The organism is Acinetobacter sp. CAU_H_60, from assembly GCF_058599385.1.
This window is the reverse complement of record NZ_CM178653.1, coordinates 748,382-770,583: the sequence shown is the minus strand read 5'-3', so window position 1 is coordinate 770,583 and position 22,202 is coordinate 748,382. Positions and strand designations below refer to the sequence as shown.

Below are 22,202 nucleotides of genomic sequence, written 5' to 3'. Positions count from 1 at the left end.
TCTTTTATTCAAAAAAACAGTATAATTTCTCTAATACTTCTAGGTTTATATAGAGGTTTATACTTAAGGATACAATATGACTTCTTTTTATAATGGAGGCACCAGCCAAGAGATTTTTAATCTGATTGGTCAAGCTGCTGCCTTAGAGGATATCATAGATGCGATTACCGCATGGTTAGGGGACAAAATCCCGGATGCACTGGTATCTGTCATGTTGTATTCGGAACAGGAACAAACGCTTAATTTAATAAAAGAACCAGCCTATTTTTCCAGAGAATATGTAGAAGCTTTAAAAGATCTAAAAATCGGCCCGAATGTTGGCGCTTGTGGTGCAGCTGCATATCATCGTCGTTTAGTGGTCTGTGAGGATTTACTCAATGATCCGAACTGGGTCGCATATAAAGATCTGGTTAAACAAAATGGTTTAAGAGCCTGCTGGTCGGTACCAATTGCCAACGGGAGTGGCAAACTTTTTGGCTCTTTTGGTACTTATTATCGTTCGATCAAGTCTCCTACTCCCAATGAAATTGACCTGCTGCAATATGCAGCTTCGCTGATCGCCTTAACTTTTGAGCTGTATGAAGAACGCAAAAAACGAAATCAGCTCAAAGATAAATATCAGTCATTTTTCTCTTTTCATCCCGATGCAATTTTTGAGCATAATCTGGATGGCAATATTGTAGATGCCAATCTGGCCACCAAATTTTTTAATGAGGTTGGTGTTAAATCGCATATCGGAACTAAAATTGACCATTTTATTGAACCAGAGCATCGCCCTCTTGCCTTAGAAGCCTTTGAGCAGGCCAAGCATGGTTTGACTGGACACCTTGAAGTTCAGGCACATAACTCGGCAGGACAGAAATACTGGCTCGATTTAACTTTTTTGCCAATTAAAGTGAATGGTGAAATTGTCGGTATTTTTAGCGTGGCACGCGATATTACTGAACGCTATCAAAACAATGAAATGCTGAGATTAATGAAACGTAGTGTCGATGCAAATCCGCATGGCATTATTTTAACCTCGGCAGAAAATGACCAGCCTATTGAATATGTTAATCCGGCCTTTGAGCAGATTACCGGTTATAGCCTGGAAGAACTCAAAGGGAAAAATTGCCGCATCTTGCAGGGACCCGATACTTCAGCGGAAAGCGTCCAGCAAATCAGCGAAGCCATTCAGAATAAATCTGAAATCAAGATTGTCCTGAAAAATTATCGTAAGGATGGACACTGGTTCTGGAACAAGCTGAATCTCGGCCCGGTCTTTGATGAAAATCATAAATGCACTCATTTTATTGCCATTCAACAGGATGTGAGTCAGCATGTTGCCCAGCAAGAACTAATCGCTTATCAGGAATCACATGACCATTTAACCGACTTTATTAACAATAAGCTGTTTGAAGAAGTGATACAGGAAAAACTGCATTTAGCTCAGACAGGTTCTGCAAATCTGGTGCTTTTATATCTGGATCTGGATGATTTTGAACCTTTGAATCAAAGCCTCGGTCATGATATTGGCGATAAAATTTTAAAACTGGTGGGCAATCGTCTGAGTCAAAATCTGCAGCCTGAAGATGTGATTTCCAGATTTTCAGGGGATGAGTTTGCAATTTTATTAACTCAAATGACTGATCTCAAGCAAGTTGCTATACGTGCCGAAGAAATCATCGCTGGATTATCTCAGCCTTTTCACGTAGATGGTTATGACATTCATCTGAGTGCCAGTATTGGTGTCGCTGATGCTGACCCGGATATTAAGTGTGTTAAGCAGTTTATCAATGCTGCTAAAGATGCAATGCGTGACGCCAATGCCGAAGGGGGTAATACCTGGCACTGGTATAATTTCACGAAAGAGCCTTTACCGAAGGTAGATTATGTACAGCTTCGTCATGAACTGATGGTCGCTCTGCATGAACAGCAGTTTAAACTGTTTTATCAGCCGATTCTGGACAGTGAAACAGGCAAGGTCAAATGTCTGGAAGCTTTGATTCGCTGGCAACATCCAGAAAAAGGCTTTATCTCTCCTGCCGATTTTATTCCTTTTGCAGAAAGGACCGGTCAAATCGTCTCGATTGGCGAATGGGTACTTAGACAGGCTTGTGAGGAAGTTAAAGCCTGGAATATGCAACATGAGACTCAAATTTCGGTTGCTGTCAATCTATCTCCTTTACAGTTTAAAAGAAGTGGGTTCCTGAGTGATCTGCAGCAACTCTTGGCGGAAATTGACTTCCCGCATGAGTTACTAAAACTCGAAGTGACTGAAAGCATGCTGATTGCCAGCGGTGATAAGTCGATTGATATCTTAAAAAATGTCCGGGTTTTGGGCATTAAAGTGTCGGTGGATGACTTTGGCACTGGTTATTCGAGTTTAAGTTATTTACGTAGTCTTCCGATCGATGAGATCAAACTGGATCGTAGCTTTGTCCAGCATTTACCCGGCAATCCACGAGATGAGGCCATTATTGAAGCCATGATTACCTTGGCGCATAAGCTGGATCTGGAAGTTGTTGCGGAAGGAATTGAAAATCCTGAACAGGCTGAGTGCTTAAAGTCACATCATTGTGATTATCTGCAAGGTTTTTACTATGCAAAACCTGCCCGACTCAATCAATTGGAGTTGATCAGTTCCTGATTAATATGCCCTGTTTGAGCAGTACAGTTTCAGCTTCTAAGTAAGCTAACTCTTCTAAATGATGGGTCACATAAATCATAGGTAGATTTAGCTCGTCTTTGATCCGTTTTAGGAAGGGTAAAATCTGTTGTTTTAACTGTTGATCCAGGCCTGTTAAAGGTTCATCTAGTAGCAACAGATTTGGTGAAGACAATAATGCTCGACCAATAGAGACACGCTGCGCTTCCCCACCTGAGAGTTGGTGTGCTTTGCGATAAATTAGAGGCTTTAATTCCAATAATTCTACGATGTCTTCAAACTGGAATTTTCGATCTGCTCTAGATACCAGTTTTTCTGCATAACATAGATTCTGCTGCACGTTCATATGTGGAAACAGCAAAGCATTCTGGAAAACTAATGCAATCTTGCGCTGATGCATTGGAATATTAATTTTCTTTTCTGTATTGATTAAATCCTGCTGATTAAACTGAATATATCCTTGGTCAGGTTTCAATAACCCGACAATATTTTTAAGCAAAGTACTTTTTCCACTTCCAGATGTACCCACGATTCCTAACAGTTGCTGCGACATTTCCAGTTTAATATTCAACCCGAAATCGGCTTGTTGATAATGAAAATTACATTTCAACATTTCAGCCTCCCAATTTCCGTTGATAGTTTTGCAAAATAAAATAATTGGCAATTAAAGCAATAAATGCCAAGAAAATAGATAAAGCCACCAGACGCATCGCCATTTCCTCACCATTCGGTTGTTGCAGTAAGGAATAAATTGCGATGGGGATAGTGCGGGTTTCATCCGGAATATTGCCCACAAAAGTAATGGTGGCGCCAAACTCACCCAGACTTCGGCTAAAACATAAGATGCTGCCAATCAGCATACCGGGAATTGACAGAGGTAAATTGATACTCCAAAACACTTTCCACGGTGCTGCGCCCAATGAACCTGCAATGTGTTCGAGTTGTTGATTCATGAGCTGAAATGATAAACGGATCGGTTGCACCATCAATGGGAATGCGACAATCATCGAGGCTAGTACTGCTCCTTTCCAGTTAAATGCCAGTTGCAGCCCGAGTGTATTGAGATATTGGCCAATCATGCCTTGATTGCCAAACAGCACCAGAAGCAGATAACCCAAGACCACAGGTGGCAGCACCATCGGCAATTGCAAACATGCTTCAACCACAAACTTAAGCCGAAATTCATATCTGGCCAAAACCCAAGCCAATGCTACTGCAAAAGGTAAGCAAAATAAGGTCGCAAAGCTGGCCACCTTGGCAGACAGGTAGAGCGCACTGAGTTCTTCTGGACTTAACATCTTGCAGTTATTTCTCCAGCCATTGTCTAGGGGTTCAGCCTAAATCCATATTTTTGAAAGATGGCTTTGGCCTGAGCACTTTCTCCTATAAATTGCTCAAATTGAACTGCTTCTTTATTCTGTGCGCCTTGCCGTGTCAAAGCTAAAGGATAGACAATCGGACTATGTGAATTTGCTGGGAAAGTACCGATGATTTTTACTTTTCGGCTGATCAAGGCATCAGTTTTATAGACAATCCCAACTTCACATTCACCTCGTTCGACGAAAGCCAAAGCCGAGCGCACATCATCCGTTCCAACAATTCGTCCTTTCAAGCCATTTAACCAGTTCAGTTTGGTCAGACTTTGCTTGGCATATTTCCCGGCAGGCACTGATTCCATTTGTCCGGTACATACATAACCTTTAAAGGACTGGGCAAAATTAAAATTAGACTGGGGTTTAAAATGAATAATCAGATGTTTCGGGCTGATCGCCACTAACTGATTTAACAGAATGGGATGAACTGAACTGGAATTTATGAGTTTCTTCTGTACCAGATAATTCATCCAGTCCTGATCAGCCGAGAAGAATAGATCGCTGCTGGCTCCTGCTTCGATCTGTTTGGCTAAAGCAGAAGATGCACCAAATACGGAAATAATTTTAGTTTGTGGATGTTGAGCTTGGTAAATCCTGGAAATTTCGGTCACAGCATTATTTAGACTTGCTGCGGCGTAAACTTTGACTGTTCCTGCATGGACTGAGGACAACATCGTGGCAATGCACATGGTTAAAAACAGAGATTTTTTCATGTGCATCTACCCTCATCAGTGAATAAATAAGCCTTGAACAATATCCCCTTCTTTCAGGCTTTTCCCTGCCGGAATTCGAACCAGACAATTGGCCTGCATGAGATTGCTCAGCATATGTGATTGCTGTTTGGACAGACTTTTAACTTGTAAAACCGATTGCTCAAAACTGGCGGACATTCTTAAAAAACGTTCTCTAGCATCCATTTTCAGATCATGGGTGAGTACAGCATTAAACCAGTTCGGCTGAGATTTGTGTCCTTGTAAGGCATTTAATAAAGTTGCAGTGTAGATCTGCATGCCGACATACACTGCTGCGGGATTGCCCGGCAAACCCAGCAGATAACAATGTGAACTATCATTGCGCTGTAACTGGGCAAAGAGCATCGGCTTGCCCGGCTTCTGTTTTACTTTCCAGAATATCTGGTCGAAACCTAAATTTAGTGCTACAGGCCGAATGAAATCATAATCTCCGACAGATACACCGCCTGTGGTTAAAATCAGGTCATGGCTTACAGATAATTCTTGAATAAGATTCCGTACTGCCGCCTCAGTATCTGCAACATGAAAAATTTCAACCTGCTGCCCGACTTGCTGAAACCAGGCTTCAATCAAGGGACCGTTGGCATCAAAGATTTTACCCGCTACAAAGTCTTCTATACTTTCAGCAACTTCATCACCTGTAATAACTACAGCCACTTTAGGATATTGAAAAACCTCAACAGTATTGATTCCCGCCATGCTTAAAGAAGCAATTGCACCGATTGACAGCTGCTGACCTTTATTGGCCAATAATTGCCCGACTGAAATTTCTTCGCCCACATCGCGAATATCGGCATGAACTTTAAGTTGTTCCGTAATTTTGATTCTGGATGAATCAATCACTTGAACAATTTCCTGACGTGCGACCGTAGTAGTCCCAAGCGGAATTTTAGCGCCAGTAAAAATCCTGAGTGCCTGACCATCCTGAAGTTGCAGTTCACCCTGTTGTCCTGCCCGAATTTCACCAATCAGTTGGAATTCGCGTTCTGGTTGAATTGCAGATTGGGTACATAACGCATAACCATCTACGGCACTTTGCGAAAATAACGGTAGATTAATCCCAGAATAAATATCCTCTGCCAGATAACGATTCAGGGCCTGATCTAACTTCAGTCGTTCAGTTGCTAACACTTGAGTATGCTGCAAAATTAATTCCAAAGCCTGATCTACTGTAATCAGACCATGTTCTGCTCCGCATCCAGACATTATTGATAACCGCCTTGATGTGGAATATTTTTTTGCACATCAAATAAATGTACCAACGCTGGTAGTACAGCAATTAAAGATTCTTTGGCGCCCTGTCGGCTGCCCGGTAAAGTCATTACCAAACTGTTATCAATATAGCCAGCAACGCCACGACTTAAAGCCGCATACGGCGTGCGTTTCTGTCCAAAACTGCGTGAAGCTTCCATGAGTCCAGGAATTTCCCGTTTCAGTAAAGGCTGTAAAGTTTCAACCGTTAGATCTTGAGGACCTAGGCCTGTTCCACCCACAGTTAAAATCAATGGATAATCATTTTTCTGTTGATGAACCAATGACAATAACTGTTCAGGCTCATCTGGAATTACCTGATAGGCAATATTTTCAAAATTGGCTTCTTGTAATATTTCTAGGACATTTTGCCCTGCTGTATCCGGTTTTTTACCGGCCGCGACTGTATCTGAAAGCACAATGATGGATGCTGGCAATGCTTCTTTTAAGACACGGGTAAAATGCGATTTACCACCTTTTTTCTTTTGCAATTTACATTGATCCAGACATAGATCTTCCGGTTCACAATGCGGTTTGAGCATGTCGTATAAGGTCAATCCTGCCAGACTGACGGCAGTCAAGGCTTCCATTTCCACACCAGTTGGACCAATAGTCTCTACTGTGGCAATAATTTCGACATGCGCATCAAACAGCTCATATTCCACGTCAGCACGATAAATTGGTAAGGGATGACACAGTGGAATCAGTTCATCAGTACGTTTGGCCCCTAAAATCCCGGCAATGCGAGCTGTCTTTAGTGCATCACCCTTTTCCGTGTTGCCATTTCGTAATAACTCAATGCAATGTGGCGGTGCATGTAGAATCCCTGTAGCTACTGCAGTCCGATAACTTTCTGCTTTCATCCCGACATTTTTCATTGCATGTTCCTATAGTTCATTTCTTCTTAAAACGTGTGTCTGTTCTGACTTATATCGGCCATTGATAGATGAATGGCGTATTCTCTTTGGCATGATGACAATGTTGATGCGTCTCATCTGAATGTTTTGGATGATGATGCATGTGAGCAGTTTCTACATCTTTACGGATACAACACCCCTCAACATATTGACTACTGCCATCCATATAAAACTCTTCTTTCCAGACTGGCACTTCATGTTTAACCCGCTCCACTGCTTCCTCACAAGCAGCAAAAGCTTCACGTCGATGTGCAGCATAAGCAATTGCAATAATGGCTTTTTCGCCAATATCTAGTGCCCCAATTCGATGAATTACCCGCACATAGGACACGCCGTATTTGGCCTGGATTTCCTGTTCAATCTGGCGAATCATTTTTTCTGCAACAGGTGCATAGGCCGTATATTTCAGTGCCTTGACTGCTTTACCTTCATGGTGATTGCGTACTGTTCCAATAAATACACCGACTCCACCACATTCAGGAAAAGACTGGATCGAATCAAAACTTTCCAGATCTAAAGCAGTATTCTGAATCCTAGAAAATTGCTTGAATTCGCTCATTTCAACCTCCTGCGACAGGTGACAACAGCACCAAAGTACTGTCAGCATGAAGAGATGTCTGACGTGAAATGATGTCTTCACCCATGGCACAGGCACAGCGTTCGATCATGGCAAAAGCTTCAGGATAATCTTGCCCCACCTGATTCAAAATCTCAGATACAGTACTTTGAGGTTTGCAGATAATTTCGAGATCTTGCGGTAACTGTCGTTCTACCGCACCGAAGGCTTCAATTCTGATTCTGATCTGTGACATCTTAGCCTCCTATCATATGCATACTAATTTTGCGGCTGCTTTGATTCATACTTTGATTTTTCAAGCGCTGCTCTATGGCATGAAAGCCCTGTTCTTTGTTCCAGATATATCGGGATAAAGCACCATACAAATTCAACTCACTTAGAGCTACAGATGAATTTAGTGATTTGATTTCCTTTTTAAGATTCAAGCCTTGAGGTGCAAACAGGCAGTTATAAAATTCACCTTGTGCAGTCAATCGCAAGCGGTCGCAGCTACCACAAAATGAATTGGTAATAGTTGAGATAATTCCAATCGGATGGCCATCAATCAGATACTGGCGTGCGGGTTCCGAAGCTGATTGGGCAGAATTATTAGTTTTTTGAGTGAGCGTAAATTCAGTCGCCAAAGTTTCTAAAATGTATTGTTCACTGACTACATGCTCAGTAGACCAATTGTGATCACCATCAAGTGGCATAAATTCGATAAAGCGCAGGACAATGTTTTGCTGAACTGACCAGCGCGCCAATGGCAGGATCTGATCGTCATTTATACCTTGCATCAATACGGTATTGATCTTAATCGGTAATTCAGCAACTTGTGCTGCCTGTATCCCTTCCAGCACAGGTGCTAAATCTTTTTGAGTGAGCTGCTTAAACTGATCAGCATCCAGACTGTCCAAACTAATATTCAGGTCATCTAGTCCCGCCTGCTTTAAGGCTTGTGCATATCGTTTTAAGTAATGCGCATTGGTGGTTATGGAAATGCGTTGTAGTCCCAGCTTTTTCAGCGCTTGCAGTTGTTCAACAAAATGCACCACGCCCTGACGCATTAAAGGCTCACCACCGGTAATGCGGATATACTGGATGCCATGACGCACCATAAAATCGCAAAATTGATACAGCTCTTCAAAACTGAGCAGATCGTGTTTTTTCATCCATTCCGGATGTTCAGGCATACAATAAACACATTTAAAATTGCAGCGATCAGTCACTGAAATCCTTAGCTTGCGCTTGCCACGACCGAACTGATCGACAAACAAGGCATCATTTTTAAGCTGTGTCATCATATTCATGTTGAACATCCATCTTCAGGCATTGGGTGGGTTGTTGCACACATGCAGTGCGCGAAACTCAAATCGCCCAATCTTGTAATAATTAGATTTGCAATAAGTGTTCCAACTTTGTGCCAAAAGTAAAATATTCAGTTTTTAGTGCAGAAATTTGAGCTGTTGATACTGTTGCAGTTCATCCAGCGAGTTAATACTGTGAAAAAATAGCGCACGATTTTTAAAACGTGCCACTTGTGCGTGCAAATCAGCAAAACAGTGTTTAAGGCTGCGCTGTTCCTGTTTAAGATGTAATTTCAGGGTTGCCAGACTGCTGCGTTTAACCAGACAAAATGGATAAAGTGGCTTGCCGTTAATTTCCACATAAGCCACTTCAGCCAGACTGTTTTTGGCTAGAGCCTGATGCAACTTGAGCAATACTCTGGAAGGAATATAAGTTAGGTCACAAGGGACAAACAGCACATAATCCGACTGCACATGCGACCAGGCACTTTTCATGCCCATTAACGGCCCCTGAAATCCCGGCTCATCATCTTGATAATAATGAACACTGGGAATAAGTTTCTGATAAATGGAATAGTCGCGATGGCTGTTAATCCAGACCTGTGCAACATTCGATTTCAGCTGTTGGTGAATTTTGATCAGCTGAATCTGGTCATCGAATTTCTGCAACAGTTTATTGATGCCATTCATGCGTCTTGCCTGTCCACCCGCCAGAATCACCAGATCGGTACGCGGATAGGCTGTTTTATTATTTTCTCTATCGGCTCCTTTTTTCATTCTACCGTCTCCAATTGACATGTTTTAATCAGGCCACGGATTTCAGGTAAACACGAACCACAATTCCCTCCGGCTTTTAAACATGCGGTCACCTGTTTTTCATCCGTAATATTTTTAGTTTTAATGGTTTCAATGATGCGGTTTTTACCGACTTTAAAACAGCTACACACCAGTGGACCTTCATTATTTGCCATCGACATCGGCTGTCCGGCAAGTAGAGCCTTACGGTGCATAGCGCTTAAACGTTCACGTTTAAACAGACTTGCTACCCAGTCGCGGTCCGGCAATAAAGCCTTCGGTGCAATATATAGGCTGGCAATCACATGACCATCCTGAAGTATCACGCTATGACTGATGTGGGCGGTCTGATCTTCGAGATTCAGCCATTCAAAACTTTCATCCTGAAATGGCAATAATTCTTTTAAATGCTCAGTGGTATAGCTAAATTTCTTCCGGTCTGCCAGTTCATAACGTATTGCCTTGCTGGTAGTGATTTTAGTCCACCACACGGTAGCTTCAATCGACGGCTGTACGATTTTTTCAAAGCCTTGACGCACATAAAATACGCCTTGCCACTGACTATAAAATGGATGGATGATGACCGGAGTATGCTTGAACTCAGGTTCACCCGAAATGGCATCCACTACCGGATTTACTACCTTGCCGATCCGGGCATCGGATGCGACCTGATCATTCCAGTGAATCGGGGCAAAGACCTGTCCACGGCGGATATTGTCACTGACAGTCGCACGCAAGACACAATTGCCCCATTGCGATTTGACTTCTACCAGCTCGTCATCTTTAATCCCGTATTTCAAAGCATCATGTGGATGAATCTCACAATAAGGTTCAGCACGATGTGTGCTGAGATTTGCAGATAAACCGGTACGGCTCATGGTATGCCACTGGTCACGGATTCGGCCGGTATTTAAAATTAAAGGATATTCACTGGAAACCAGATTTACCGGATCAATCGCTGTGGTAGCAATAAACTTGGCTTTGCCATCCGCATGACTGAACTGACCTTGAGCAAATAGCCGGGTGACAGATTTCGCATCTTGATGCTTATCCCAAACTGGCCACTGCACTGGATCCAGTTCGTCATATTCTTGTGCAGTTAAATTACTTAAGCCTTGCAAGTTGAAATAACGGAAATATGGCGTTTCAGATCGCTGACTTAAATCAGAGTTTTGCTCAGCAGATAATTGGGCATGCTCCAGAAAAATGTCATGGCTATTATTAAAATCAAAACCTGTGAAACCCATCTTCTGAGCCACTTGACTGATCGCCCACCAGTCAGCTTTGGCTTGCATCGGTGCATCTAAAAAAGCACGCTGTCTGGAAATACGACGTTCTGAATTGGTCACGGTGCCATCTTTTTCCCCCCAACCTAAAGCAGGTAACAAGACATCAGCATATTGTGTGGTATCCGTATCCTGACAGATATCAGACACTACCACGAATTCACATTTGTCCAGGGCGCGTTTGACCTGATCTGCATCTGGCAAGCTGACCACCGGATTGGTGGCCATAATCCAGATCGCCTTGATCTTGCCGCTTTCAACGGCCTGGAATAAATCGACTGCTTTGAGACCAACCTGCGTCGCGATGGTTGGGCTTTGCCAGAAGCTTTGTACCAGCTGCTGATGTCCCGGATTTTCTAAATCCAGATGTGCAGCCAGCATATTCGCCAGCCCACCCACTTCACGACCACCCATCGCATTTGGTTGACCGGTCATGGAAAATGGCGCTGCACCGAGTTTGCCGATTTTACCCGTGAGCAAATGACAGTTAATAATACTGTTGGCTTTATCGACGCCACGTGATGACTGGTTTACGCCCATGGAGAACAACGTTATTACTTTTTCGGTTTGGGCAAATTTTTCAAAGAATTGAGTGAGTTTAACTGCTGAAATACCGGTACGTGCAGCTACATCCTCAATCGAAGCTTCAGTAGAACTACTCGCTAAAGCCTGTTCCAACCCTTGGGTATGTGCGGCAACAAATGCATCATCGATGTAACCATGCTGATGCAAGTACTGTAATAAGCCATTAAACAGCGCCACATCCTGACCGGGCAGAATTGGCAAATGCAAATCTGCTGCTTCACAGGTGCTGGTAAAACGCGGATCTACCACAACCACAAACAGGTCACGTTGTTCCTTGGCTTTCATAATGCGCTGATACAACACTGGATGGCACCAAGCGGTATTGGAACCGACCAGTACCACCATATCGGTATGTTCAAAATCTTCGTAGCTGGCTGGAACCAGATCCTCGCCAAAAGCACGCTTATATGCTGCCACTGCTGAAGACATGCATAAACGTGAATTGGTATCGATGTTTGCAGTACCGAGATAGCCTTTGACGAATTTATTCACTATATAATAGTCTTCGGTCAGCAGCTGACCGGAAACATAAAAGGCAATACTGTCACGACCATACTGGTCGATGCATTGCTGGAATTTATTGGCAATGGACGAAACTGCAGTATCCCAACTCGTGACTTCACGCTGATCTTTACGACCCAGCATTGGATGTAGTAAACGAGTTTCAAGTCCTAAAGTATCTGACAGATTACTACCTTTGATGCATAACTTGCCGAAATTGGAACGATGATTCGCATCTCCTTCAACAGTCACTTTCGGACCTGATGTGGTCGGCGTTACATGTGCAGTCACACCACAACCCACGCCGCAATATGGACAGGTGGTTTGAGTCATCATCGTTTTTAATTCTGTGGAGCTATGCAGTTCCACCACTGGGATACTATTCATTGCTGCTGTGCTCCTAAATTATCTAAATTCACTTATCTCGCCAAATCTATAATGTCTAGCTTTTACAGGTTTGATTTAAATTTTTTCTTGGTCTCAAAACCTTTAATCCTCCCCAACCCTCCTTTGTTAAAGGAGGGAGGTTCCCCTCTTTTTAAAGAGGGGTTAGGGGAGATTTATGTGATGGATTACCCTGCTTTCTTTAATGCAAAATCCCGACCAAAAAGCAGCTTGTTACGAATCGTTGCAATTGGGGTTTGATCTGCAATCAGTTCGGCATACCAGGTACCGTCTTCCGTATCACCAAACAGCACCGCACCAATGACTTTATCCTTTTGAATAATAATGCGTTTATAGATCTGACGTTTCTCGTCATTCAGTACGATATCTTCAAAATCATCTTTTGGTTCGAAGTCACCTGCCGAGAATACATCACAACCACTCACTTTCAGTTGAGTCGGAACGGTTGGCGCTTTAAAGGTCAGGCTGCCATGCTCGGCCAGATGTGATGCACAAATGAACGCCTGGCCCCAAAGTGGTTCAACCAGACCAAAGGTTTGACCACGGTGCTCGATACATTCACCCACCGCATAAATACTTGGGTCAAAAGTCTGCATGGTGTCATTTACCAGCACACCACGGTTACAACGCAGACCGGCACTTTGTGCTAATGTGATATTTGGACGAATACCTACTGCGAAGACCACCAAATCAGCAGCCAGCACGGTGCCATCTTTTAGTTTCACTTGGGTCACATGACCTTCTTCACCAATTAAGCATTCGGTATTGGCTTCGGTCAGAATAGTGATACCTTTCTGCTCAATCGCTGTTTTCAGCATCTGGCTGGCTTTGCTGTCCAGCTGACGATCCATAATGCGATCCATCAGATGCAATACTGTGACATTCATGCCTTGCTGTTTCAGGCCATAAGCCGCCTCTAGACCCAGCAGACCGCCACCAATCACCACCGCATTTTTCTTGGTTTTGCAGTAGTCCAGCATGTTGTTCACGTCATAAATGTCGCGGAAGCTGAGTACGCCTTTTAAGTCGCTACCTGGAATTGGCGGAACGAATGGCTTGGAACCCGTCGCCAGAATCAGACGGTCATAACTGATCACTTCGCCTTTTTCGGTATAAACCTGCTTACGCGGACGGTCGATGCGAACCGCTGGATCACCTGCAATCAGACGGATACCTCTGTCGGCATACCAAGCATGTGGATGCAGCATAATATCATCAACGGTTTTTTCGCCAGAAAGCACGGGCGACAGCATGATGCGGTTGTAGTTGCCCCACGGCTCTTCACCAATCACGGTAATTTCATAACGGTCTGGTGCCATATCCAACAGGTCTTCCAGACAACGCATGCCTGCCAGACCATTACCAACCAGTACCAGTTTCATTTTTTCCGGTGAAACACCGTTGTTGGTGATATAGGTTTTTTGTGGCACTGGGCTAATGAATACCTTGCCATTTTCAATTTTGTTTGGAAATACCAGTAGTTTCTGGTCTTTATCTTCAAGGCAGCGGCCAGTCGCCAGACTGAAATGCTGCTTGTAAATTGGTGAAGCGACAACGCGCTCACCTTGCAGGTCACCAATGATACCGCGTGACATCACAAATGCTTTACTAAACGGATCCTGATTGCTCAGCGCATAAACACGTTTTTCTGAACCCACACGGAATATCGCAATTTGCTGATCTTCCACCAAGGCTGCAACGCCAGTATTAGGCGTGATGTCATCCAGTGCACACACTTCAACCCAATTCAGTTCATTCATATCTTTAAACATTGTCATATTCTTGCTCCTTTATTCTTTGAATTAGGCTTCAACTACCGGAATACGGCTGGCATTGCGTTCAGCTTCAGTTTTTGGACGGATCTGACCGCGCACTTCAGTAAATTGAACGTGCGGATCGTTTTGCTGTTCAGCCTTGGCATTAATAAAGGTTTTGAAACGTTTACGGACTTCTGGATCTTCAACTGCAGTACGCCATTCATCCTGATAAGTGCCCACCACATGCTCCATACGACGCTCTAATTCTGCTGCCAGACCCAGTGAGTCATTGACGATGACATCTTTCAGATAATCCAGGCCGCCTTCGAGGTTGTCGCGCCATACTGAAGTACGTTGCAGACGGTCTGCAGTCTGGATATAGAACATGAAGAAACGGTCGATATAGCGGACTAAAGTTTGTGTATCCAGATCTGATGCCAGTAGTTCCGCGTGGCGTGGTTTCATACCGCCGTTACCGCAGACATAGAGGTTCCAGCCTTTTTCAGTGGCAATCACACCGACGTCTTTGCTTTGTGCTTCGGCACATTCACGAGTACAGCCAGATACCGCCATTTTTAGTTTGTGTGGAGAACGCAGGCCTTTGTAGCGGTTTTCCAGATAGATCGCCAAGCCCACAGAATCATCTACACCATAACGACACCAGGTGCTACCAACACAAGATTTAACAGTACGCAGCGATTTACCGTAAGCATGCCCCGATTCAAAACCGGCATTGATCAGTTTTTCCCAGATTTCTGGTAATTGATGGAGTTGCGCACCAAACATATCGACACGCTGGCCCCCAGTCAGTTTGGTATACAGACCATATTCTTTAGCAATTTGACCAATGACGATCAGACCATCTGGTGTGACTTCACCGCCTGCCATACGAGGAACGACAGAGTAAGTACCATCTTTTTGAATGTTACCGAGGTAGTAATCGTTACTGTCTTGCAGGCCGGCATGGCTTGGTTTCAGGACAAAGTCGTTCCAGCAAGATGCCAGGATGTTTGCCACTGTTGGCTTACAGATATCGCAGCCCAGACCATGACCATGTTGCTGGATCAAGTCATCAAAGGTCTTGATTTCATTGACACGAACCAGGTGATACAGCTCTTGGCGTGAATAAGCAAAGTGTTCGCAGAGATGATTGTTTACGGTAACGCCTTGACGTTGTAACTCAGATTTCAGAACTTGTGTCACCAGCGGTGCACAGCCACCACAAGCAGTTGCGGCTTTGGTGCATTTTTTCAGGGCACCAAGAGAAGTAGAACCATCGGCAATCGCAGAACAGATATCCGCTTTAGAAACGTTGTTACATGAACAGATGGTTGCGCTATCTGGAAATAGATCTACCCCACTGCCACCCGTTTTCGCTGCTGCCTGATCAAAGCCTGGCATGATCAGGCTTTCTGGATTTTCCGGGATTTCCAGCCCATTCAGCATCATTTGTAGCAGGTCGTTATATTCTTTGGCACAACCGACCAACACTGCACCCAGTAGTTTGGTTTTTTCTGCATTGACCACAATTTTCTTATAGACTTGAGCCGCTTCATCGGCATAGAAGTAGCTTAGTGAACCTGGGGTCATGGCATGTGCATCGCCCACCGAAGCAACATCTACACCCATCAGTTTCAGCTTGGTGCTCATGTCTGCGCCAGTAAATGCGGCACATTCTTCTTGAAGTACATGTTTCGCAGCGATACGCGCCATGTCATAGCCTGGAGCCACCAGACCAAAAATCTTGTTATTCCATAGCGCACATTCACCAATCGCGTAAATATCTGGATGAGAAGTTTGACAGTAATCATTGATCACGATTCCGCCACGTTCACCAATGGCCAGTCCGCTTTGTCGAGCCAGTTCATCACGTGGACGAATACCGGCAGAGAACAGGATGATGTCAGTTTCCAGCTCGGCACCATCACCAAACTTCATCACATGTTTAGCATTTACGCCGTCTTCAATAAACGAGGTTGCTTTTTGGGTATGGACTTTAACACCCAGATCTTCGATTTTGGTGCGTAATACTTTACCGCCAAGATCATCAACCTGAACTGCCATCAGGCGTGGTGCGAATTCAACCACATGTGTTTCCAGATTCAGGTCACGCAGCGCTTTAGCTGCTTCCAGACCCAACAAACCACCACCAATCACGACACCGTTTTTGGCATTCAGACTCGCTGCACGGATTGCATCCAGATCTTCAATGGTACGGTAAACAAAGCAGTTTTCACGGTCGTTGCCTGGAATTGGTGGAACAAAAGCATAGGAGCCGGTAGCTAAAACCAGTTTGTCATAAGCAATCACATCGCCATGATTAGTGGTGACTGTTTTATTAACAGTATCGATTGCAGTCGCTTTGGTACTCAAACGCAGATCAATTCCATACGCATCTGCAAAGTCGTTACGGCAAAGGGTTAAATCCTTGGCTGATTTTCCAGTGAAATATTCAGTTAAATGCACACGGTCATAAGCCAGACGCGGCTCTTCTGCCAGAATCGTGATTTCAACGTCATCACCCGCATGCTCAAGCACAGACTCAATAAATTTGTGTCCTACCATGCCATGGCCAATCATTACCAGTTTCATATTCCTTCTCCTAAATTTTCTAAATCTTGTATCTTGTGTTTTAAGCCAGGTTGTTTCGTTCAAGGACAGCTTCTTCGTACAGCTTTTGCTCTTTGGCCTTATGCTCAACCGAGAAGCGAATCATCAGAACAAAACTTGCTGCAATCACGACCAGGCCGCCAAGCGCCATCAGGCAGGTTTGAATATCCAGCATGCCTTTAAGTAAGAATCCTGCTGCGACCGCCCCCACGTTACCGCCTGCACCGATAATGCCGGCCACACCGCCTAAAGCATCACGGTCAATAAATGGCACCAGCGCATACGTTGCACCACATGCCATGTGAGTAAATAATGCGAAAACAGTCATTGTGACGATGGCCAGCATGGCACTATTCATTTGCGAGAATAAAATCAGAAATAAGCCTTCCATCAAGATCATGGCAAACAGCACTTTAGTACGCCCGTCCAGGCCTTTTTTGATGGCAACTTTGTCTGAAACAATGCCACCCAGTGCACGGGCAAACAGTGCTAACAGACCGAAGATCCCGGCCGTCATGCCTGCTTCTTTTAAACCAAAGCTGAAGTTTTCTACGTAGTACATGGCTACGATGTTATGAATGAAGATTTCAATACCAAAGCAGGCCGCATAAGCGCCAAATAGAATCCAGACACGGTAGTTACGTGCAGCATGCATCAGAATTGCCATGCCACCTTTTTTCTCGCTACCTACCTGAATTCCTGCTGCACGCAGTTCTTTAAAGTTGCCTTGTGGACAGTCCTGAGTGAATTTCCAGTACAATGCACCGACGATCAGCATCATTAGGCCTGGAACGATCAGGGCAATTCTCCAGCCCATCGCCTGTTCAACACCGAACATCACCAGCGCAGCCAGAAGTAAAGGCATCAAGGCTTGAGTCGCACCACCACCGGCATTGCCCCAGCCTGCTGATGCCGCATTGGCTGTACCCACGACATTCGGCGCAAACATGATGCTGGTGTGATATTGGGTAATAACGAAACTGGCACCAATGGCACCAATCAGTAAGCGGAAAAACAGGAAAGATTCATAGCTATTCGCAGAGGCCACACCAAAGACCGGGATACTGCCGAGTACGAGTAAGGCGGTATAGGTTTTCCGTGGACCATATTTGTCACATAGGGGACCGACAATCAGTCGAACCAGAATGGTGATCGCGACTGCTGCAATATTGATATTGGCGATTTGATCTTTGGTTAAGCTGAATTCACCTGCGATCACAGGCATTAGCGGTGCACAGGCGAACCAGGCAAAGAAGCAGACAAAAAACGCGAGCCAACTCATATGGAAGGCTCTCATTGCTGCGCTGCTGAAATTCAAAAGACTTATTTTTGTTGCTTTCTTTTCATATAAATTTGAAGACATCACCATCTCCTTCCAGAACTGAACGTATAGGCTTATCTGCTATGCGAATCGCTGCACACCAGATGCGATCAGAACGGACGTCATTGGCCGTCTTACAAATTTCTTTAGAGTCGTCTTTGACTCAAATTCTATTAAGCACAAAGCGTGCCAACAAAATAACTTTATGAATAAGTATTTGTATTTATATTATTTATCGAGAGGTAATTTTATATTTTTTCTAAATTATAGGGACTGCAAATCAAGCTCTTTCTCATTTTCCTGAAAATATTCATATCCAAATTTTAAAATTGCCACTTCACTGCACCATTTGGCACAGCTTTAGTGCAAGGAAGAACATAATCAAACTAGATATTTTTAATTAAAGAAAAACTTATCGTTAAAAATTAATTTTTTTAAATGAGTTAGCTAATTAAGTATCTAAATGTGTCTAATACACTTAAGTTTGGAAATTTTAATTTCAGATTGTCTACTTCACTTGAATTTCGGACATATAGAGAAAAATATAAATTTATTCCATATTTTTTAAATGATTAGGTGGTAGCAACATTAAATAGAGAGCCAATCCAGAAACTGAATAGCATGGCAACGATGCCCCAAATCATGACACGCAGTGCGCCTTTCCACATGCCACCACCACCCGCATAACTGGCTAATGCTCCCATCATTCCCAGACTAAGTACTCCCACCAGCATCACGCCCTGATCTAGCAGGTGTGAAGGCAAAACTAAAATGGATACCAATGGAAATAAAGAACCCACCGTAAATGCTAATGCTGAAGAAAATGCCGCCGTAAAGGGCCGGGCAGCCGTCTGTTCCAGAATCCCAATTTCATCACGCGCATGCGCATCCAAGGCATTATGTGCAGTAAGCTGTTTTGCTACTTCTTCGGCCAGATCAGCTTCTAAACCTCGCTTGATATAAATGTTTTTCAGCTCTCTTAATTCATGTACGGGATGCAGATTTAATTCCCGCTCTTCCATGGCGAGATCATTTTTTTCAATATCCTGTTGCGACTTGACCGAGATATATTCCCCAGCTGCCATCGAAGCTGCACCAGAAATCAGGCCAGCAACACAAGCAATCAAAAGTGTTTGTGACGAAGCACCACTGGCTGCCATCCCGACAACCAGACTGGTCACGGAAATAATTCCATCATTGGCACCAAGCACGGCGGCACGTAACCAGCCAGAACGTTGTATGTAGTGTTTTTCATGATGATGGGAATGAGGCATGTTTTTCTCGTTCTTCTAGCGGATGAAATAAGATTTTAAATTTTAGTCACTTATTATTTTATCATCTTACTTTAAGCTAAATATTTCAAATATGAATGTTCACTTTCAGAGATATTTTCGAGTTTTATTTAGGGTCTGTTGACACTTACTGTTCATAATTAACCCTATAACGGTAGCCATAAAAATATACAGACTAAGGCAACAGAACTTTGATAATTTCTTTTGAGCTTGTCATATCGAGTAGCTATTCCTCTAAATTGCTTTAATCTACAAAACATATTTTCAACTAAATGCCTGATTTTATATAAATACCAGTCCATATGGTCATTGTTCGATTGGCTATTCGTTTTCTTTGGTATATTCGCTTTAGTCCCTGTTTTCCTGATCTGTTCACGCAGTGGTTCTGAATCATAGCCTTTATCTGCACATACCACTTTTGTCTCTTTTAAATCTAATGTTGATATTAAATCAGGCGCAACTTTAACATCATGTGTGGTTCCATCGGTAATCATGAAATCAATAGGATTGCCATGTGCATCAACAATCAAATGTATTTTTGAGGAGTTTCCTCCTACACTTTTAGAAATAGATTGATTCGCTATGCCGGCAGAATGTTGATGAGCACGTACATGAGAGCCATCAATAAAAATCCACTCCATATCGGGGCATGAGGCTAGTAATTTGAATAATCTAAGTAACTTACCGCTGCTTGACCAACGATTAAAACGTTTGAAAATAGAATTGGAATGACCAAAACAAGAAGGAATATCTCGCCACGGACAGCCTGTTCTAATTCTATAGAGAATAGCTTCAATAAAATTGCGTAAATTTGAGTTGTGGTGAATGGATAAATTACGCAGAATAACTTTCAACTTTTGCCAGTGTTGATCTGTCAGCATGGTACGAGGCATAGCGAATAGTAAAATTGGGTTTGGTGATTTGATTTTACTACTTCGCTATTTTTTTAAGCTAAAAGTGTCAACACACCCTACTTATTTTTAAAAAATAAAAATTATTTATAGAGAAAGCTTAAATAGATTTTAGCCAGCGGCCGCCATAAGCCACTCACTGGCTATACCTTAAAGGATGAACTTCTGATTATTATCAATGACCTCTCACTTTATATAAGTAATAAGGCCAAACGCTTAAACTAAATACATGGCATTAATCACTGATATCGAGACCATGCCTTAGCCTCGGATGGCAGCTTCAATTGCAGCGACATCAATTTTCTTCATGGTCATCATGGCATCAAAAGCTCTTTTAGCAACACCACGGTCTGAACTGTATGATGCTTCAAGCAAAGCTTTAGGGATGATTTGCCAAGATACCCCCATTTATCCTTACACCATCCGCATTCGCTTTCCTGACCGCCATTATTGACGATCGCATTCCAATAGCGGTCAGTTTCTTCCTGATCCTCTGTGGCAACTTGAAATGAGAAAGATTCATTATGTTGAAATACAGGCCCTCCATTTAAACCAATACATGGAATACCCAGTACGGTAAAGTCTACTGTGATGACATCACCTGCTTTACCAGAGGGATAATCTCCAGGTGCAAGAACGATGGCACCTATAGATGAATTTGGAAAAGTTTCTGCATAAAATCGTACAGCTTCTTCAGCATCATGATCGTACCAAAGACAGATGGTATTCTTTGCGATATTCATGATCTCACTTTTTCTTTCAGAATAGGTTTTAGAATACTTAAGAACTCTTAAATATCTCATCTATTAGTTGAGTCCTACTCTTCCCATCTTTCACCTAAAACGAGAATAAGCCTGTTTTAGAATTGTATATTTATTAATCTAATTGACTGAAAGCGTCATCAAAAAGAATAGTTTTAAAGAGTCGAGAAGAAATCTTTATCATCCCTTAATCATAATATGTGATTCTCTTTTTAGAGAATCGGTCAAGCTGCTTTAAAAATCCTTCGAAATAATCTTTTTGCTTTTCTTCAGTTCGATAACCTGCATATAAAGTTCGGCGCAGTCCATTCGGTGCTACACACTCCAAACGGCATGAAGTCACCCAGCCCTTTTGTTCATATTCATTCACTACCCAATCTGGCAAGGCTGCAATTCCCCGACCACTGGCAACCAGCTGAATCAACATTTGAGTTAAGTCGGTGGTTCGAATCTGTTTCGGTAAAATATTCGCTGGAATAAACAGATGTGACATGATGTCCAGACGGTGCTTATCCACTGGATAAGTAATCAATGTTTCTTCTGCCAATTCCTGGATGCTAATGTTTTGAGCACGCACTAAAGGATGGGTATTAGAAAGAACCAGACGCGATTCATATTCAAAAATCGGGAAATACTCTATGCCCTTTAGTTCAATCGGATCGGCGGTAATAAGTAGATCGAATTCCCCAGTTTGTAACAGTTCATGCGGATTGGCCTCAAAGCCAGAAGCGAAATCCAAATCTACATCTGGATATTGAATACGATATTGATTCAGTAAAGGCATCAACCAGTCGAAACAGCTATGGCATTCGGAAGAAAAAATGATCCGTCCAGTCTGCCCATGCACAATACGAGTAATATCACTCTGCGCAACATGGACTTGAGGCAAAATATCATCTGCCAGCTTCAGCAAGCGCTGCCCGACATTGGAAAAACTCACCGGGCGACTACGGCGATTAACGACTTCGACTCCGAACCATTGATCCAATTCACGAAGCTGATGGGACAAAGCTGAAGGCGTGAGACAAAGATCTCCTGCTGCTGCAACCAGTGAACCATGTTCCCGTAACGCGACTAAGGTTTTTAAATGACGAAGTTCTAACATGAATGACCTGAAACTATCTAATCTGATCCAATCTTAATTAAATAAGCTTACCCTATTTTGAACTTTAATA

Annotated in this window: 16 protein-coding genes and 2 pseudogenes; 1 reads left to right on the top strand and 17 read right to left on the bottom strand. The window is 43.2% G+C overall.

Annotation, left to right across the window (positions count from 1 at the left end; translation table 11 throughout):
• Positions 1-76: 76 nt before the first annotated feature.
• A complete protein-coding gene (locus tag AC4MBN_RS03560) occupies positions 77-2,629 on the top strand; it encodes a bifunctional diguanylate cyclase/phosphodiesterase (protein WP_491880678.1) in 2,553 nt (850 codons plus the stop codon).
• Here AC4MBN_RS03560 and AC4MBN_RS03555 read toward each other — a convergent pair.
• The 17 genes and pseudogenes from AC4MBN_RS03555 to AC4MBN_RS03475 all read right to left on the bottom strand — a co-directional run bounded on the left by AC4MBN_RS03555 (position 2,619) and on the right by AC4MBN_RS03475 (position 22,132).
• On the bottom strand, positions 2,619-3,260 hold the full coding sequence (locus AC4MBN_RS03555; protein WP_491880677.1) for an ATP-binding cassette domain-containing protein: 642 nt from the start codon (positions 3,258-3,260) through the stop codon (positions 2,619-2,621). The two genes, AC4MBN_RS03560 and AC4MBN_RS03555, sit on opposite strands and share 11 nt — an antisense overlap.
• Before the next feature lies 1 nt (position 3,261).
• Complete coding sequence (gene modB, locus AC4MBN_RS03550) at positions 3,262-3,945, bottom strand: molybdate ABC transporter permease subunit (RefSeq protein WP_323713860.1); 684 nt, start codon at positions 3,943-3,945, stop codon at positions 3,262-3,264.
• Positions 3,946-3,971: 26 nt separating this feature from the next.
• Positions 3,972-4,733, bottom strand: a complete 762-nt coding sequence (gene modA / locus AC4MBN_RS03545; protein WP_491880676.1) for a molybdate ABC transporter substrate-binding protein — start codon at positions 4,731-4,733, stop codon at positions 3,972-3,974.
• Between the two features lie 15 nt (positions 4,734-4,748).
• Positions 4,749-5,978, bottom strand: coding sequence for a molybdopterin molybdotransferase MoeA (locus AC4MBN_RS03540; protein WP_491880675.1), 1,230 nt, complete (start codon positions 5,976-5,978; stop codon positions 4,749-4,751).
• Complete coding sequence (moaCB, locus tag AC4MBN_RS03535) at positions 5,978-6,901, bottom strand: bifunctional molybdenum cofactor biosynthesis protein MoaC/MoaB (protein WP_491880674.1); 924 nt, start codon at positions 6,899-6,901, stop codon at positions 5,978-5,980. The genes AC4MBN_RS03540 and moaCB overlap by 1 nt, the downstream gene beginning before the upstream one ends.
• Before the next feature lie 49 nt (positions 6,902-6,950).
• Positions 6,951-7,499, bottom strand: a complete 549-nt coding sequence (locus tag AC4MBN_RS03530) for a molybdenum cofactor biosynthesis protein MoaE (protein WP_491880673.1) — start codon at positions 7,497-7,499, stop codon at positions 6,951-6,953.
• A 1-nt stretch (position 7,500) separates the two neighbouring features.
• Positions 7,501-7,752: a MoaD/ThiS family protein gene (locus AC4MBN_RS03525; RefSeq protein WP_491880672.1), complete on the bottom strand. Its 252-nt coding sequence runs from the start codon at positions 7,750-7,752 to the stop codon at positions 7,501-7,503.
• Position 7,753: 1 nt separating this feature from the next.
• Entirely contained in the window at positions 7,754-8,806 is a 1,053-nt protein-coding gene (gene moaA / locus AC4MBN_RS03520) for a GTP 3',8-cyclase MoaA (RefSeq protein ID WP_491880671.1), read from the bottom strand.
• 135 nt (positions 8,807-8,941) lie between these two features.
• Complete coding sequence (mobA, locus tag AC4MBN_RS03515; protein WP_491880670.1) at positions 8,942-9,580, bottom strand: molybdenum cofactor guanylyltransferase; 639 nt, start codon at positions 9,578-9,580, stop codon at positions 8,942-8,944.
• The gene (locus AC4MBN_RS03510; RefSeq protein WP_419363121.1) at positions 9,577-12,357 is read right to left on the bottom strand and encodes a molybdopterin-dependent oxidoreductase; all 2,781 of its coding nucleotides are present in this window, start codon (positions 12,355-12,357) and stop codon (positions 9,577-9,579) included. Before AC4MBN_RS03510 ends, mobA begins: the two co-directional genes overlap by 4 nt.
• A 185-nt stretch (positions 12,358-12,542) precedes the next feature.
• The gene (gene nirD, locus AC4MBN_RS03505; RefSeq protein ID WP_491880669.1) at positions 12,543-14,153 is read right to left on the bottom strand and encodes a nitrite reductase small subunit NirD; all 1,611 of its coding nucleotides are present in this window, start codon (positions 14,151-14,153) and stop codon (positions 12,543-12,545) included.
• 24 nt (positions 14,154-14,177) lie between these two features.
• A complete protein-coding gene (gene nirB, locus AC4MBN_RS03500) occupies positions 14,178-16,724 on the bottom strand; it encodes a nitrite reductase large subunit NirB (protein ID WP_491880668.1) in 2,547 nt (848 codons plus the stop codon).
• 40 nt (positions 16,725-16,764) lie between these two features.
• The gene (locus AC4MBN_RS03495; protein WP_419363115.1) at positions 16,765-18,105 is read right to left on the bottom strand and encodes an MFS transporter; all 1,341 of its coding nucleotides are present in this window, start codon (positions 18,103-18,105) and stop codon (positions 16,765-16,767) included.
• Positions 18,106-18,635: 530 nt separating this feature from the next.
• On the bottom strand, positions 18,636-19,337 hold the full coding sequence (locus AC4MBN_RS03490) for a VIT1/CCC1 transporter family protein (RefSeq protein ID WP_491880667.1): 702 nt from the start codon (positions 19,335-19,337) through the stop codon (positions 18,636-18,638).
• Positions 19,338-19,482: 145 nt separating this feature from the next.
• Positions 19,483-20,248 (bottom strand): annotated as a pseudogene (locus tag AC4MBN_RS03485) (IS5-like element ISAba31 family transposase).
• Between the two features lie 279 nt (positions 20,249-20,527).
• A pseudogene (locus AC4MBN_RS03480) lies at positions 20,528-21,009 on the bottom strand (VOC family protein).
• Positions 21,010-21,214: 205 nt separating this feature from the next.
• Positions 21,215-22,132: a LysR family transcriptional regulator gene (locus AC4MBN_RS03475; protein WP_491880666.1), complete on the bottom strand. Its 918-nt coding sequence runs from the start codon at positions 22,130-22,132 to the stop codon at positions 21,215-21,217.
• Positions 22,133-22,202: the final 70 nt, after the last annotated feature.

Coding starts and splice junctions, on each gene's coding strand:
- AC4MBN_RS03560 (WP_491880678.1), top strand. CDS start 77: ATGACTTCTTTTTATAATGGAGGCACCAGCCAAGAGATTTTTAATCTG.
- AC4MBN_RS03555 (WP_491880677.1), bottom strand. CDS start 3,260: ATGTTGAAATGTAATTTTCATTATCAACAAGCCGATTTCGGGTTGAAT.
- modB (WP_323713860.1), bottom strand. CDS start 3,945: ATGTTAAGTCCAGAAGAACTCAGTGCGCTCTACCTGTCTGCCAAGGTG.
- modA (WP_491880676.1), bottom strand. CDS start 4,733: ATGAAAAAATCTCTGTTTTTAACCATGTGCATTGCCACGATGTTGTCC.
- AC4MBN_RS03540 (WP_491880675.1), bottom strand. CDS start 5,978: ATGTCTGGATGCGGAGCAGAACATGGTCTGATTACAGTAGATCAGGCT.
- moaCB (WP_491880674.1), bottom strand. CDS start 6,901: ATGAAAAATGTCGGGATGAAAGCAGAAAGTTATCGGACTGCAGTAGCT.
- AC4MBN_RS03530 (WP_491880673.1), bottom strand. CDS start 7,499: ATGAGCGAATTCAAGCAATTTTCTAGGATTCAGAATACTGCTTTAGAT.
- AC4MBN_RS03525 (WP_491880672.1), bottom strand. CDS start 7,752: ATGTCACAGATCAGAATCAGAATTGAAGCCTTCGGTGCGGTAGAACGA.
- moaA (WP_491880671.1), bottom strand. CDS start 8,806: ATGAATATGATGACACAGCTTAAAAATGATGCCTTGTTTGTCGATCAG.
- mobA (WP_491880670.1), bottom strand. CDS start 9,580: ATGAAAAAAGGAGCCGATAGAGAAAATAATAAAACAGCCTATCCGCGT.
- AC4MBN_RS03510 (WP_419363121.1), bottom strand. CDS start 12,357: ATGAATAGTATCCCAGTGGTGGAACTGCATAGCTCCACAGAATTAAAA.
- nirD (WP_491880669.1), bottom strand. CDS start 14,153: ATGACAATGTTTAAAGATATGAATGAACTGAATTGGGTTGAAGTGTGT.
- nirB (WP_491880668.1), bottom strand. CDS start 16,724: ATGAAACTGGTAATGATTGGCCATGGCATGGTAGGACACAAATTTATT.
- AC4MBN_RS03495 (WP_419363115.1), bottom strand. CDS start 18,105: ATGTCTTCAAATTTATATGAAAAGAAAGCAACAAAAATAAGTCTTTTG.
- AC4MBN_RS03490 (WP_491880667.1), bottom strand. CDS start 19,337: ATGCCTCATTCCCATCATCATGAAAAACACTACATACAACGTTCTGGC.
- AC4MBN_RS03475 (WP_491880666.1), bottom strand. CDS start 22,132: ATGTTAGAACTTCGTCATTTAAAAACCTTAGTCGCGTTACGGGAACAT.